13 protein-coding genes are annotated in these 14,087 nt (G+C 75.1%); 8 read left to right on the top strand and 5 right to left on the bottom strand.

Annotated features, from left to right (window positions below):
• The first annotated feature begins 278 nt into the window (after positions 1-278).
• From IFT45_RS01230 to IFT45_RS01215, 4 genes are all read left to right on the top strand, one after another.
• Positions 279-1,694 carry a UDP-glucose/GDP-mannose dehydrogenase family protein gene (locus IFT45_RS01230; protein ID WP_255354163.1) on the top strand — a complete coding sequence of 472 codons (1,416 nt, stop codon included), beginning with the start codon at positions 279-281 and terminating at the stop codon, positions 1,692-1,694.
• Positions 1,695-1,888: 194 nt separating this feature from the next.
• On the top strand, positions 1,889-2,761 hold the full coding sequence (locus IFT45_RS01225) for a patatin-like phospholipase family protein (protein WP_192126280.1): 873 nt from the start codon (positions 1,889-1,891) through the stop codon (positions 2,759-2,761).
• A gap of 81 nt (positions 2,762-2,842) precedes the next feature.
• The gene (locus IFT45_RS01220) at positions 2,843-4,141 is read left to right on the top strand and encodes a hypothetical protein (protein ID WP_192126278.1); all 1,299 of its coding nucleotides are present in this window, start codon (positions 2,843-2,845) and stop codon (positions 4,139-4,141) included.
• Between the two features lie 70 nt (positions 4,142-4,211).
• Positions 4,212-4,373, top strand: a complete 162-nt coding sequence (locus tag IFT45_RS01215; RefSeq protein WP_192126276.1) for a hypothetical protein — start codon at positions 4,212-4,214, stop codon at positions 4,371-4,373.
• 156 nt (positions 4,374-4,529) lie between these two features.
• On the opposite strand, the gene IFT45_RS01210 is transcribed toward IFT45_RS01215, so the two are convergent.
• Positions 4,530-5,738 (bottom strand): cysteine desulfurase-like protein, encoded by a 1,209-nt coding sequence (locus IFT45_RS01210; protein WP_192126274.1) that lies wholly within the window; start codon positions 5,736-5,738, stop codon positions 4,530-4,532.
• Between the two features lie 118 nt (positions 5,739-5,856).
• Positions 5,857-6,849, bottom strand: a complete 993-nt coding sequence (locus IFT45_RS01205; RefSeq protein WP_192126272.1) for a bifunctional methionine sulfoxide reductase B/A protein — start codon at positions 6,847-6,849, stop codon at positions 5,857-5,859.
• A gap of 111 nt (positions 6,850-6,960) precedes the next feature.
• Between IFT45_RS01205 and IFT45_RS01200 the strand changes: the two genes are divergently transcribed.
• On the top strand, positions 6,961-8,586 hold the full coding sequence (locus tag IFT45_RS01200) for an ABC-F family ATP-binding cassette domain-containing protein (protein WP_167259811.1): 1,626 nt from the start codon (positions 6,961-6,963) through the stop codon (positions 8,584-8,586).
• Between the two features lie 9 nt (positions 8,587-8,595).
• On the opposite strand, the gene IFT45_RS01195 is transcribed toward IFT45_RS01200, so the two are convergent.
• From IFT45_RS01195 to IFT45_RS01185, 3 genes are all read right to left on the bottom strand, one after another.
• Positions 8,596-8,868, bottom strand: coding sequence for a hypothetical protein (locus tag IFT45_RS01195; protein WP_192126270.1), 273 nt, complete (start codon positions 8,866-8,868; stop codon positions 8,596-8,598).
• 93 nt (positions 8,869-8,961) lie between these two features.
• Entirely contained in the window at positions 8,962-9,825 is an 864-nt protein-coding gene (locus tag IFT45_RS01190) for a siderophore-interacting protein (RefSeq protein ID WP_192126268.1), read from the bottom strand.
• 14 nt (positions 9,826-9,839) lie between these two features.
• The gene (locus IFT45_RS01185; RefSeq protein WP_167259805.1) at positions 9,840-10,844 is read right to left on the bottom strand and encodes an iron-siderophore ABC transporter substrate-binding protein; all 1,005 of its coding nucleotides are present in this window, start codon (positions 10,842-10,844) and stop codon (positions 9,840-9,842) included.
• Positions 10,845-10,983: 139 nt separating this feature from the next.
• Here IFT45_RS01185 and IFT45_RS01180 point away from each other — a divergent pair, with 139 nt between their 5' ends.
• The 3 genes from IFT45_RS01180 to IFT45_RS01170 are packed head-to-tail and all read left to right on the top strand — an operon-like array spanning position 10,984 to position 13,990.
• Positions 10,984-12,057: an iron ABC transporter permease gene (locus IFT45_RS01180; RefSeq protein WP_192126266.1), complete on the top strand. Its 1,074-nt coding sequence runs from the start codon at positions 10,984-10,986 to the stop codon at positions 12,055-12,057.
• Positions 12,054-13,163: a FecCD family ABC transporter permease gene (locus tag IFT45_RS01175; protein WP_371810820.1), complete on the top strand. Its 1,110-nt coding sequence runs from the start codon at positions 12,054-12,056 to the stop codon at positions 13,161-13,163. The genes IFT45_RS01180 and IFT45_RS01175 overlap by 4 nt, the downstream gene beginning before the upstream one ends.
• Positions 13,160-13,990: an ABC transporter ATP-binding protein gene (locus tag IFT45_RS01170; protein WP_056056627.1), complete on the top strand. Its 831-nt coding sequence runs from the start codon at positions 13,160-13,162 to the stop codon at positions 13,988-13,990. Before IFT45_RS01175 ends, IFT45_RS01170 begins: the two co-directional genes overlap by 4 nt.
• Positions 13,991-14,087 lie beyond the last annotated feature (97 nt).

Here is a 14,087-nt window from a genome sequence, read left to right as displayed (position 1 = left end):
CCCCACGGGCCACCGACCGCACCACCCGATCACCCGCACCGCCTGACCACCCGCACCGCCCGCACCACCAGATCACCCGCCACGCCCGATCACCTGCACCACGGATCACCGTGCTCCACCCGCACCGCACCCGCGATGCACCCCCGCTGCGCCCGAAACGCAGCACCGCGCCCCGCCGGGCGCCCTGAACGCCCGGCGACGGCGTCCTCCTGTGACCCTGCCGGGCACCTGAACCGCTCGGCACGGTCCGCTCACCCACACCCGCCTGGAGGCACCCCTTGTCCGACCCGATCACCCGCTCCGCCCCGCTGCCCATCGTCGAGAAGCCCCGCCTGACCGTCGTCGGCACCGGCTACCTCGGCGCCACCCACGCCATCTGCATGGCCGTCCTCGGCTACGAGGTCATGGGCGTCGACGTCGACGTCGCCAAGGTCGAGGCCCTCGCCGCCGGAACCGTGCCGTTCTACGAGCCCGGCCTGCCCGAGAAGCTCCGCGAGGCGCTCGACAGCGGCCGCCTCACCTTCACGACCGACTTCGACGCCGCCGCCGAGTTCGGCGACGTGCACTTCATCTGCGTCGGCACCCCGCAGACGCCCGGCTCGATGGCCGCCGACATGCGCTACGTCGACTCGGCCTTCGGCGAGCTCGCCAAGCGCATCACCCGCAAGGCGCTCCTCGTCGGCAAGTCGACGGTGCCGATCGGCACCGCGAGCCGCCTCACCGAGCTCGTGCAGTCGCTCTCGCCGCTCGGCGCCGAGCTCGAGCTCGCCTGGAACCCCGAGTTCCTCCGCGAGGGCTTCGCCGTGCAGGACACCATGCACCCCGACCGCCTCGTCTTCGGCGTGCAGTCGGAGTGGGCCGAGCGCCAGCTCTCCGCGGCGTTCGCGCCCGTGCTCGAGGAGGGCACGCCCCTGGTCGTCGCCGACCTCGCGACCTCCGAGCTCGTCAAGGTCGCCGCGAACTCGTTCCTCGCCACGAAGATCTCGTTCATCAACGCGATGGCCGAGGTCTGCGAGACCACCGGCGCCGACGTCAACCTGCTCGCGCAGTCGCTCTCGTACGACTCCCGCATCGGCGGCCGCTTCCTCAAGCCGGGCCTCGGCTTCGGCGGCGGCTGCCTGCCGAAGGACATCCGTGCCTTCGCGCACCGCGCCGACGAGCTCGGCGTGGGCCAGGCGGTCTCCTTCCTCAAGGAGGTCGACAGCATCAACAACCGTCGCCGCGTGCGCACGGTCGACCTCATCCGCGAGATGGTCGGCGGCGACCTCGCCGGCAAGCGCATCGCCTGCCTCGGCGCCGCGTTCAAGCCCAACTCGGACGACGTCCGCGACGCCCCGGCGCTCGACGTGGCGCGCATGCTCTACCTCGAGGGGGCGACCGTCACGGTCTACGACCCCGAGGCGAACGAGAACGCGCACCGCCTCTACCCGGACCTCACCTACGCGTCGAGCATGATGGCCTGCGTCGTCGACGCCGACGCCGTGGCCCTCCTCACCGAGTGGCAGGTCTTCCGCGACGCCGACCCCGACGACCTGGCGCAGCTCGTGCGCCACCGACGCGTCGTCGACGGGCGCCACGCCCTCGACGCCGACGACTACCGTGCGAAGGGCTGGGAGTTCCGGGCGCTGGGTCGCCCGGCGCAGTCCCGCACGGTCGCCCTCGCCTCCGACCTGCGGGACGAGGTGACGGTCTGACGGCCCTTCGGGGGGTTCGTCAGCAGCGCCCCGCAGGGCGCTGACAGGCCCGGAGGGGGTCGGGCCTCGGGTGGCCCGGCCCCCTCCGGTGCACCCGGGGCCGTCTCGGGGTCGCCCGGTCGCGGTCGCTGGGAGCGCTCCTCGGCCGGGGGTCGTAGCGTGACGGCGTCCCCGTCATCGTCTGGAGGAGCCCCGTGACCGACACCGCACCCTCGTCCCCCCGCACCGCCCTCGTCCTCGGCGGCGGCGGCATCACCGGCATCGCGTGGGAGGTCGGCGTGCTCGCCCGCCTGCTCGAGGCCGGCGTGCCCCTCGCCGACGCCGACCTCGTCGTCGGCACGTCCGCCGGCTCGGTCGTCGGCACGACGCTCCGCCTGGGCGGCGTCGCCGACGCCTACCGCGAGCAGCTGCTGCCGGCCGGCGCGACCCCCGAGGCCGCCCTCGACGGCGGCGACTTCCTGGACCGCGTCGGCCAGGCCGTGGCCGGCGCCGCCAGCCCCGAGGAGGCGCGGGCCCGCCTGGGCGCGCTCGCCCGGCAGGTGCCCGTCACCGGCGACGAGCCCGAGCTGGTGACGACCATGCGCGAGCGACTCGGTGCCGACACCCCGTGGCCCGCGGGCGACCTGGCGGTCTGCACCGTCGACGCGACCGACGGCGAGTTCCGGGTGCTGACCCGCGACTCCGGCGTCCCCCTGCACGTGGCCGTCGCGGCCAGCTGCTCGGTGCCGCTCGTCTGGCCGACCGTCGAGGTCGACGGCCGGCCGACGATGGACGGCGGCGTGCGCTCCGGCACCAACGCCGACGTCGCCGACGCCGCCGAACGCGTTCTCGTGCTGTCGTGCGGGCCCGAGCTGGCGCAGTCGCCGCTCGGGCCGACCCTGCCGGGCGTCGTGGCGGCGCGTCAGGCGGCCGGTCGCGAGGTCATGGTGATCCAGGCCGACGACGCGGCGCTCGCGGCGTTCGGCGCGAACTCCCTCTCGGGCGCGACCCGCGGCCCCGCGGCTGAGGCCGGGCGGCGCCAGGCGGACGAGGTGCTCGATGCCGTGCGGGAGTTCTGGCGGGGCTGAGCCCGACGCTCCACCGGGAGGGGGACGCCCGTCCTCCTCCCGGGCGACGAGGGGCGGCCCGCGTCTTCCTAGGCTGAGGTGATGCCGCTGCCCCGCCTTCGTCGTGCTCGCCGCGCCCTCGCCGGGGTCGTCGGCCTGGCCCTCGTCGCAGCCTCGCTGAGCGCCTGCTCGCTGCTGCTCGTGCCGCCGCCGGAGGGCTCGGAGGAGTCACTCGCGGCCCTCGCCGACCGTCTCCGAGCAGTGGACGGCGTCGCCGGCGTCGAGACCGACCTCTCGCAGGTCGACGCCAAGGACGACCCCCACCACTGGATCGCCCGGGTCGCCGTGACGGCCGACGGGCCGGACATCGACCTCGCCGACGACCTCGACGGCGCCGCGTTCGGCGGCGTGACGCGGGCGGCGCTCGTGCTCGACCTGCACCTGCCCGCGGGCGAGGGCACCTCGGCCGCCACCTTCGACGTCCTGGACGCCGCCTCCGTCACCCTCGCTGACGAGCTCCGACGCGTGCCGGAGGTCGAGTCGGTCGTCGTCGACCGGTCCTCCGCCCAGGTCACGGTCGCCGCCTCCGCGAGCCTCCGCGCCACGGTCGACGCGGTGCGGCCGCTGGTGGACGGGCTGCGCACCAGCCTGACCCGCGGTTCCGCGTACCTGGGGGTGGGGCGGACTAGCCCGGGGCCGGCTCTGCTCGACCGGCTCGACGCCCAGCTGGCGGCGGGTCGTCTCACGTCGCTGAGCCTCTCCGTCGCCGACCCCGTGGCCGGGCCCGTCGGCCCGACGCTCAGGGTCGAGACCCGTGAGGTCGTGTCGATCGCCGAGGAGCTCGCCGCGACCACCGACGAGAAGGCCGACGCCGGCACCCGCGACCGCACCGGCTTCACCGTCTCCCCGCCGGGCGTGGCCGACGTCGACCGCGACGTGGACGGCTGGCTGGGCCTCCCGCTCGGGTCGCCTCCGCCGCCCTCCGTCCCGCGGATCACGCCCGACGCCCCTCCGGCGCCGCTGACCGAGGCCGAGCTGCAGGCCGTCGACCTGACGGAGGAGGAGGCGGCGGTGCGGGCGTTCCTGGACGCCTCGGTCGCGCTCACCGGCGTTGAGGCGGTCGTCGCCGTCGACGGCCGCGAGCAGTGCGAGGGCTCGCTGCGGGTCCGCGTGCGGGGCTGGGTCGTCGCGCCGGTGTTCCTCCACGTCGACGACGCCCAGGTTCCCTTCGACGCCGTCACGGCGAGCTGGACCGACCAGGGCCTGCGCCCAGTCGACCGGGCGCTCGGCCTCGATATCTGGGCGACGCAGGGGAGCGGGGCGTCGGGCGTCGCCGGCGCGACCATCCGCGGGACGGCGGAGGGTCTCAGCCTGTCGGCCACCTCGGCCTGCGGGTCCTGAGGGGCCGGTCGGCCTGGGCATCCGCCGCGGGTCCTTGCCGCGGCGCCCGCGACTCCGTCAGGATCGGGGGGTGGAAACGTTCATCATCGCGCTCATCGTCCTGGGGGCCGTCGTCGTCACCCTGGGCATCCTCGTCCTGCTGCTCGGCTCGGCCGTGACCGCCGTCGTCGACAAGCGCCGCGCCGCCGCGGCCCCGACCCGTCGACCGCCCGGGGGAGTCGCCTCGCGCTGACGGCCGTCTCGCGTCCCGCGTGTCGACTCTCGCCGCGCGGGCGAGTTCGACGCGGCCGGGCGTGCACGACGGCTCGTCGGTGTCGAACACGCCCGCCGGACGGCCGAGGCACCGGCCCGCCGTGCGGCTCGGGCACCCACGGCCGCGCAGGCAGCGTCAGGCGGCGACGAACTCCTCGATGCCGGCGACCAGCCGGTCGACGTCGCTGTCGTCCGTGTAGGCCGCGAGCCCGATCCGCAGCCCGGTGGTCTCGTCGTCGAGACCCATCGCGCGCCAGGCCTCGATCGCGTAGAAGTGCCCCGACGGCGCGAGCACGTCGCGCGTCGCGAGGTGCGCCGACAGCTCGCGCATGCGGTGCCCGTCGATCGTCACGTAGAGGGTCGGCGTGCGCCGCGCCGCCCGCGAGTGCAGGGTCAGGCCGGGGACGGCGAGGAGGCGCGCCTCCAGCCGGGCGCGCAGCTCGCCCTCGTGCTCGTGGCAGGCCCGCATCGACGCCACGATCGCCTCGCGGCGGGTCGTCGCGTCGCCCGGGGCGATCCCGGCGAGGAAGTCGACGGCGGCCGTGGCCCCGGCCAGTTGCTCGTAGGGCAGGGTGCCGAACTCGAACCGCTCGGGCACCACGTCGGTCGACGCCAGGAGCTTCGCGGGCCGGAGGCCCTCCAGCAGCTCCGGGTCGGCGCCGAGCACGCCGCAGTGCGGCCCGTAGAACTTGTAGGGCGAGCAGACGACGAAGTCCGCGCCGAGGGCCTCGCGGTCGACGACCTCGTGCGCCGCGAAGTGCACGGCGTCGACCCAGACGAGCGCGCCCGCGGCGTGCGCGCGGTCGGCGATCGCCCGGACGGCGGGCTGCGTGCCGAGCAGGTTGGAGGCGGCGGTCAGGGCCACGACGCGGGTGCGGTCGGTGATCGCGACGGCGGCCGAGGCGTGGTCGAGCTCGCCGGTGGCGGGGTCGAACTCGATCCAGCGGACGGTCGCGCCGACGGCCTCGGCGGCCTGCACCCAGGGGCGCACGTTCGAGTCGTGGTCGAGCCGGCAGACGACGACCTCGTCGCCCGGGCCCCAGCCGGCTGACAGGTGGCGCGAGAAGTCGTAGGTGAGCTGCGTCGCGCTCCGGCCGTGGACGACGCCGCGGGCCGGCACGCCGAGCAGGTCGCCGTAGGCGGCACGGAAGGCCTGGACCGTGGCCTCGCTGTTGCGCTCGCCGAGGGTGCTCGTGCCGCGGATCGACGTGGGACCGGTCATGGCGCGGGCGATGGCCTCGCCGACGTCGAGCGGCGTCTGGGTGCCCCCCGGGCCGTCGAAGTGGGCGATGCCCGAGCCGAGCGAGGGGAAGGCGGAGCGGAGGGCGGCGACGTCGAGGGGCATGCCCCCTGCTTACCAGGTGCGGCGGCGGTCGCCGCGCACGCGCACGGGAGGCGCGGTGCCGGCATGACCGGCACCGCGCCCCCCGCAGACCTGCGGCCCCGCACCGCGGGGCCCGGGCTCAGCTCGCGCTGACGGCCTGCTCGCGCTTCGGCAGCACCCAGCCGGGTCGCACGAAGTGGCAGGTGTAGCCGTTGGGGAGCTTCTCGAGGTAGTCCTGGTGCTCCTCCTCGGCCTCCCAGAAGTCGCCGGCGGCGGTGACCTCGGTGACGACCTTGCCGGGCCAGAGACCCGACGCGTCGACGTCGGCGATGGTGTCGAGGGCGGTCTCGCGCTGCTCGTCGGAGGTGTAGAAGATCGCCGAGCGGTACGAGTCGCCGATGTCGTTGCCCTGGCGGTCCTTCGTCGACGGGTCGTGGATCTGGAAGAAGAACTCGAGCACCTCGCGGTACGAGGTCACGCCCGGGTCGAACACGATCTCGACGGCCTCGGCGTGGCCGCCGTGGTTGCGGTACGTCGCGTTCGCGACGTGGCCGCCGGAGTAGCCGACGCGGGTCGAGACGATGCCCGGTCGGCGACGGAGCAGCTGCTGCGCGCCCCAGAAGCAGCCGCCCGCGAGGATCGCGGTCTCGGTCGTTCCGCTGGGGGCGGGGGTGGACTCAGGGGAGAAGAGCGTCATGTACGAACCGTATCCTTCGGTCTCGAGTGCGGTGAGGGGGACGAAGCGGAGGGCCGCCGAGTTGATGCAGTAGCGGAGGCCGCCCGTCGCGGTGGGGCCGTCGGCGAAGACGTGGCCGAGGTGGCTGCCGGCGCCCGCCGAGCTGACCTCGGTGCGGCGCGCGAAGAACATGCCCTCGCGGCGCTCGACGACGTTCTCGGCGTCGATCGGCCGGGTGAAGCTCGGCCAGCCGGTGCGGCTGTCGAACTTGTCGACGGAGGCGAAGAGCGGCTGGCCGCTGACCACGTCGACGTAGATGCCCGCCTCGTGGGAGTCCCAGAACTCGTTGCGGAACGCGGGCTCCGTGCCGCCGCCCTGGGTGACGCGGCGCTGCTCGGGCGTCAGGCGGGCGAGGGCGTCGGGGGTGGGTGCGTGGTCGTGGTCTTCGGTGGTCATGGTGCCTCCAGTTCGGAGCGGGGACGCACCCGGAGTGGTGCGCACGGCTCCGGGGGGTGCAACGCCCCGGCCCGGTCCAGTGTTCCGACGCAGGCTGCGAGACTGGTGGGCATGAGCCTCATCCGCCTGAACGACGTCACCGTGCGCTACGAGCAGCGGCCGGTGCTGCGTGAGGCCTTCTTCCGCCTCGAGCCCGGCGACCGCGTCGGCCTGATCGGGCGCAACGGCTCGGGCAAGTCGACCCTGCTGAAGCTCGCCCTCGACCAGGTGCAGCCCGACGAGGGCACGGTCACCGTCGACGACGGCCTGCGGCTCGGCTACTTCTCGCAGTTCAGCGAGCTCGACGGCACCGCCACCGTCACCGAGGTGCTCGAGGGGCTCTTCGACGACGTCCGCGCCATGGAGGCCGAGCTCGCCGAGATCGACGCCGCGATCGCGGTGGTCGCCGTCGACCCCGACCAGGGCGACGAGCTCACGCGCCTGATCGAGCGGCAGTCCGAGCTCTTCGCCGAGATGGACCGGCTCGACGGCTGGGAGTACCGCCGTCACGTCGACACCGCCCTCACCGTGCTCGGCTTCGACGCGGCGCACCGCACCAGCCCGATCGACGCGCTGAGCGGCGGCTGGCGCAACCGCGCGGCCCTCGCGAAGATCGTCCTCGAGGCGCCCGACGTGCTGCTGCTCGACGAGCCGACGAACTTCCTCGACGTGGCCGGCGTCGAGTGGCTCGAGCAGTGGTTCCGCGACTTCCGCGGCGCCGCGATCGTCGTCTCGCACGACCGGCAGTTCCTCGACGCGGTCGTCACCCGCATCGTCGAGGTCGAGAACTTCCACCTGCACGAGTACCCCGGCGCCTTCGCCGAGTACGTCGTGCAGAAGCAGTTCCGGCTGAAGACCCTCGAGCAGCAGTTCGCGCACGAGAACGAGCTGCTCGCCTTCGAGGCCGAGGGCATCAGCGACCGTCGCGAGGCCGTCAAGGCCGCGAAGGCGCAGAAGCAGGGAGGCGCGGGCGGCCTCACGAAGGACCTCGCCAAGATCAAGAAGCAGCGCACCCCTCGGCCCGTCGACCAGATCATCACCGAGATCTACGGCGGGCTGCACGTGAAGGACGTGCTCTGCCGCGTCGAGGGGCTCGGCAAGGCGTACGGCGAGAAGACGCTCTTCGACGACCTCGGCTTCGAGGTGCGCCGCGGGAACCGCATCGTCGTCGTGGGCTCGAACGGCAGCGGCAAGAGCACGCTGCTGCGGGTGCTCGAGGGCACCGAGGCGGCCGACCGCGGCCGTGTCGACTGGGCCGGCGGCGCGAAGGTCGTCTCGTACAACCAGGTGCTCGCCGAGCTCGACGACGCCGACACGGTGACGCACTCGGTCAACGCGATGCCCGACAGCCTGGCCCTGAAGGCCACCCGGAAGTCGGTCGCGCGCTTCCTGGCCATGTTCCAGTTCTCCGAGGCCGACCTCCAGCAGCGCATCGGCGCGCTCTCCGGCGGTCAGCGCGCCCGCGTGGCGATGGCGCAGTGCCTGCTCTCCGGCGCCTCCGTGCTGCTGCTCGACGAGCCGACGAACCACCTCGACATGGCCAGCACGCAGGTGATGGAGCGGGCCCTCGTGCACTTCCCCGGGGCGGTCGTCGTCGTCAGCCACGACCGGTTCTTCAGCGAGAAGGTCGCGAACCGGCGCATCGAGTTCGGTGCCGAGGGGGCCGAGCCCGGCGAGCTGCTGGTCGGCGCCGCGTAGGCCCGGTGGTCAGTCGCGGTCGTGCCAGCGCAGCAGCAGCGGCGCGGCGATCGTCGCCGGGCACGGCACCGTGCGCGACTCCCCGCTCGTCACCGTGAGCGTGATGCCCCAGAGCGGCCCCTCGCGGTCGACCCCGATGTCGGCGATGTCGCCGTTCTCGACGCGGTGCTCCTCCGGAGGCGCGGTGCTGTCGGCCGGGCGGGTGCGGTACAGGAAGAAGTCCTCGTAGAGGCAGACCTCGTGCCACTGGCCACGCACGACCCACCTGCTGCAGAACCTCACCGGGACAGGCTACCGGGGCCGTCGAGGTGACCCGTCCCGGGCCCTCGTCGAAGGAGGGGCCCCATGAAGCGTCACCTCGGTGACGCGACGGCGTCAGTCGGCGAAGATCGCGCCGACCGGCTCGCGCTTCTCGGCCTGGAAGGCGTCCTCGACGCGACCGAGCGCCCAGTAGGCGCTGATCGACAGCGACGCCCGATCGAGGCCCCAGCGGTCGTGGAGCACGACCCGCGCCTCCTTCACGGCCCCGCGCTCGCCGTGGGCGAAGACGGTGACCGGGCCGACCGGCGGCTCGAGGGCCCCGAGGGCGGCGAGGAGCGCGCTGCCGGGTGCGCCCTCGCCGCGGTGCAGCCAGCGCAGCTCTAGCCCGGCGGGCGGGGCCAGGGCGACCTCGTCGTCGGGGCCCGCGACCTCGACCAGCGCGAGGCCCCGGGCGTCGGGGCCCATCGCCTCGAGGGCCGACGCGACGGCGGGCACGGCGGAGTCGTCGGCGAGCAGCAGGTTCGGCACCGCGGGGTCGGAGGAGGGCGACCAGCCGCCGCCCGGGCTCGACATCTGCAGCCGGTCGCCGGGCCGGGCCGCGAGGGCCCACGGGCCGGCCACGCCCTCGTCGCCGTGCACGACGAAGTCGACGGCGATCGTGCGGGCGTCGTGGTCGACCGAGCGCACCGTGTACGTGCGGCGCACGGGCAGGTCGTCGGGGGCCAGCTCGCCGCGCAGCCGGTCGAGGTCGAACGGCGGCTGCAGCCCGAGCCCGGGCCGGGCGAGCAGCAGCTTGACGTAGCGGTCGCTCTCGGCGAGCTGCGCGGCGCCGGCCTCGACGAAGCCGTCGAAGGCGTCGCCGCCGAGGTGCACGCGCACGAGGTGCGGCGTCAGGCGCTCGGTGCGCTCGACGACGAAGACGTGCTGCGCGCGCACCGGGCGCGGGGAGCGGGCGGGGGAGGCGTCGGTCGGGCTCACGGGGTCGCTCCCGGTCAGCTCTTCGTCGCCGTCTCGAGCAGCGGCACGAGGGCGTCGAGGGCATAGCTGCGCGACAGCGAGGTGCCGAGCGAGTACGCCGACGAGACGTCGCCGTCGATGACGACGTCGTGCCCGGCCTCGACCGCCGGCAGGGCCTGCCACTGCGGGTCGTCGGTGATCTGCGCGGTGTCGATGTAGATCGGGAAGGCGACGATCACGTCGGCGTCGATCACGTCGAGGTTCTCCGACGAGATGCTCACCGAGAAGCCGCCTGAGTTCGCGTCGAGGGCAGCGACCTCCGGGTTCTGCTCGAAGCCGAGCGACTCGAGCAGGCTGACGCGCTCCGAGCCCGCGACGTACGCGCCCCAGCCCTCGCTGGTCTTGGTGGCGGCCGTCACGGTGAGGCCCTTCCACTCGGGGTGCGCCTCGGCGGCGGCCTCGACCTCGGCCTCGCTCTGCGCGACGAGCTCGTCGCCCTTCGCGGACTGCCCGAGGGCCGTCGAGACGAGGTCCATCTGCTGCTCGAAGGTGGTCAGGTAGCTGTCGCCGCCCTCGGGCACGCCGATCGTCGGGGCGATGCCCGACAGACGGTCGTAGCGGTCCTGGTCGCCCGACGACTTCGTGTCGAGGATGAGGTCGGGCTGCAGCGCGGCGATCGCCTCGTAGGAGGGGTCGAGCGTGCCGATGATCTCCGGCGACTGGTCGTAGAGGCCCTGGGCCCACGGGCCCACGCCGTCGACGTCGTCGCCGAACGCCAGCCAGTCGGAGGCGCCGACCGGCTGCACGCCGAGCGCGAGCGCCGTCTCGGCGTCGCCCCAGCCGAGCGCGACGACGCGCTCGGGCTGCTGGTCGACGGTCACCTCGCCGAACTTCGTGTCGACGCTGACGGGGAAGGAGTCGGCGGCCGGGGCGGCGGAGGAGGTGGCGGTCGCGTCGTCGGAGGCGCTGCCGGCCGCGCAGCCGGTCAGGGCGACGGCGGCGGCGGCCAGGAGGGCGGCGAGCTTCAGGGGGGTGCGCATGGGGTCCTCGGAGTCGGGGGCGGGGCAGGGGAGACGGGGTGCGGTGCAGGGTGCGGGGGAGTCGCTCCGGCGGGCCCGCTGCGGTGGGGGCGCGACGCTCGGGGTCGAACTCAGGGAAGGCTAGCCTAAGCTCCTCAGCATGGCCATCAGCACCCGGCCCGGCGACGTCCGGGCGACCCGGGTGGTGCGCCGCACCCGCACGCGGCTCGCTTGGCTGCTCGCCGGCCTGGGCCTGCTCGTCGTGGCCGTGCTCCTCAGCCTCGCCGTCGGCGCACGGCCGGTGCCGCCCGACGTCGTCGTGCAGCTGCTCACGGGCTGGAGCCCGACCGGCTCGACGGCGGCCCCCGACGCGGGCGACGCGACCGCCGTCGTCGACCTGCGGCTGCCCCGCACGGTCGCGGCGATCGTCGCGGGCGCCGGGCTCGGGGTCGCCGGCGCCGTCGCGCAGGCGGTGACCCGGAACCCGCTGGCCGACCCGGGCCTCCTCGGGGTCACCTCCGGCAGCGCCTTCGCCGTCGCCCTCGCCGTGGGGTTCGCCGGGGTCACGGCGGCCAGCGGGTGGGTGTGGCCTTCCCTGCTGGGCGCCGCGGTCGCGACCGTCGCCGTCTCGCTGATCGGCGGCGCCGGCCGCTCGGGCGGCAGCCCCGCGCGTCTGACGCTGGCGGGCATCGCGTTCGGCGCCGTGCTGAGCGGCCTGACCTCGGCCATCGTGCTCGCCGACCCCCGGCGCTTCGACGCGGTCCGCGCCTGGGAGGTCGGCAGCCTCGCCGACCGCGGCTGGGCGCCGGTCGTGACCGTGGCGCCGTTCGTCGTCGCGGGCGTCGTCGTCGCGCTCGTCGCCGCGCGGCCCCTCGACGCGGTCGCCCTCGGCGACGACCACGCCTCGTCGGTCGGCGTCTCGGTGCCGCTGGTGCGCGTCGCCGCGCTCGTCGTCGTCACGCTGCTGGCCGGAGGCGCCACCGCGGTGGTCGGCCCGGTCGCCTTCCTGGGCCTCATGGTCGCGCACGCCGCCCGCGGCGTCGTGGGAGCGAGCCAGCCGTGGACGATCGGCCTCAGCGCCGTGCTCGGCCCGGTGCTGCTGCTGCTCGCCGACGTGCTCGGCCGCGTCGCCGCCCCGCCGGGCGAGCTCGCCGCGGGCCTCGTCACCGCCGCCCTCGGGGCGCCGGTGCTCGTGCTCGTGGCCCGTCGCCGCACGGCGGGAGGAGCGCGGTGACCGCGGGCGCGGGCGCGGGCACGGGCACGGGCACGGGCAGGGGCAGGGGCACGAGCACGGGGTCCGGCACGGGGTCGACGAAGCCGGGGACGTCGCCCGCCCGTGCCCCGCGGCCGCGCTCGGCCCTCCGCCGCCGCCGGGTCACGGCGACCGCCGCGATCGCCCTCGTCGCCCTCGTCGTCGGACTCGTCGCGCTCGGCCTCGGCGACTACCCGCTCAGCCCGCTCGAGGTGCTGCGCGCCCTCGGCGGCGCCGACGGCCCCGCCTCGACGATCGTGCTGGGCTGGCGGCTGCCGCGGGTCCTGGCCGCACTCGTCTTCGGGGCCGCGCTGGGCGCCTCCGGGGCGGTCTTCCAGTCGTTGACGCGCAACCCGCTCGGCTCGCCCGACGTCATCGGCTTCTCGACCGGCGCCTACACCGGCGCGATCGTCGTGATCGTCTCAGGCGCGACCTCGACCGTCGGCACCGCCGCCGGGGCGCTCGTCGGCGGGCTCGGCACGGCCCTCGTGGTCTACCTGCTGGCCTGGCGCGGCGGCGTGCAGGGGCTGCGGCTCATCATCGTCGGCATCGGCGTCACCGCCGTGCTGCACTCGGTCAACAGCTGGCTGCTGCTGCGTGCCCAGGCCGAGGTCGCGCTGACGGCGTCGTTCTGGGGCGCCGGCACCCTCGCGCTCGTCAGCTGGTCGGAGCTCGTGCCCGCGGCGGCGCTGCTCGCGCTGCTCGGCGTCGCGGTCGCCGTGCTCTCGCGACCGCTGCGCCAGCTCGAGCTCGGCGACGACGCCGCGCGCTCGCACGGCCTGCGCACCGAGCCGGCCCGCCTCGCGCTCGTCGTCGTCGGGGTCGCGCTGACCGCGGTCGTCACGGCGAGCACAGGGCCGATCGTGTTCGTCGCCCTCGCGGCGCCCCAGCTCGCCCGGCGCCTCGTGCGCTCGGCGGGCGTGCCGCTCGGCGCGGCGGCGCTCGCCGGGGCCCTGCTGCTGCTCGTCGCCGACGTCGTCGCCCAGCACGTCACCACCTCGCCCGTGCCCGTCGGCCTCGTCACCCTCGTGATCGGCGGCGCCTACCTCGTCTCGCTGCTCGTCGGAGAATCCCGGAGGTCGTCGTGACCACGCCCCAGCCGCCCGCCACGCCCGGGCAGCCCGGCACGCCTCGCCTGGCCGCCCGCGCCGCGCACCTCGCCTACGACCGGCGCACCGTGTCGCGGTCGATCGACGCCAGCGTCCGCGACGGCTCGTTCACCGTGATCGTCGGGCCGAACGCCTGCGGCAAGTCGACCCTCCTGCGGGCCTTCGCGCGCCTCCTGAAGCCCCGGTCGGGCAGCGTGCTGCTCGACGGCCGCGAGCTGGCCGGCGTGCCCGCGAAGGAGGCGGCGCGCACCGTGGGCCTGCTGCCCCAGTCGTCGACGGCCCCCGAGGGCATCACCGTCGGCGAGCTGGTGGCGCGCGGGCGCTACCCGCACCAGGGCCTCTTCCGCCAGTGGTCGGAGGCCGACCGCGAGGCCGTCGACGGCGCGCTCGCCGAGACCGACCTCGTCGACCTCGTCGACGTGCCGGTCGACGAGCTGTCGGGCGGGCAGCGGCAGCGCGTCTGGGTGGCGACCGCGCTGGCGCAACAGACCTCGGTGCTGCTGCTCGACGAGCCGACGACCTTCCTCGACGTCGCCCACCAGTACGACCTGCTCGACCTGTTCGCCCGGCTGCACGAGCGGGGCACCACCGTGGTGGCGGTGCTGCACGACCTCGCCCAGGCGGCCCGGTACGCGACCGACTTGATCGTGATGCGCGACGGCGAGGTGGTCGCGACGGGAGCCCCGGCCGACGTGCTCACCGCCGAGCTCGTCGAGCGGGTCTTCGACCTGCCGTGCGTCGTCGTGCCCGACCCGGTCACCGGCACGCCCCTCGTCGTCCCGCGCCGACGTCGCCCCTCGGCGTGAACCGCGTTCCGTGCGATGAACCGCACTCCACTGCGGTTCACCGCACGGAACGCGGTTCATCGGCGGCCCGGCGGCGGGCCCAGCCGCCGCGGGTACG

The organism is Frigoribacterium sp. CFBP 13707 (genome assembly GCF_014842245.1).
Taxonomy (GTDB): domain Bacteria; phylum Actinomycetota; class Actinomycetes; order Actinomycetales; family Microbacteriaceae; genus Frigoribacterium; species Frigoribacterium endophyticum.
The sequence above is the reverse complement of the archived record's forward strand: the minus strand, read 5'-3'. Positions and strand labels throughout refer to the sequence as shown.

Bases quoted from the DNA above. Each gene is read 5' to 3' on its own strand.
- IFT45_RS01220 (WP_192126278.1), top strand. From the start codon at position 2,843: ATGCCGCTGCCCCGCCTTCGTCGTGCTCGCCGCGCCCTCGCCGGGGTC.
- IFT45_RS01210 (WP_192126274.1), bottom strand. From the start codon at position 5,738: ATGCCCCTCGACGTCGCCGCCCTCCGCTCCGCCTTCCCCTCGCTCGGC.
- IFT45_RS01205 (WP_192126272.1), bottom strand. From the start codon at position 6,849: ATGACCACCGAAGACCACGACCACGCACCCACCCCCGACGCCCTCGCC.
- IFT45_RS01200 (WP_167259811.1), top strand. From the start codon at position 6,961: ATGAGCCTCATCCGCCTGAACGACGTCACCGTGCGCTACGAGCAGCGG.
- IFT45_RS01185 (WP_167259805.1), bottom strand. From the start codon at position 10,844: ATGCGCACCCCCCTGAAGCTCGCCGCCCTCCTGGCCGCCGCCGCCGTC.
- IFT45_RS01180 (WP_192126266.1), top strand. From the start codon at position 10,984: ATGGCCATCAGCACCCGGCCCGGCGACGTCCGGGCGACCCGGGTGGTG.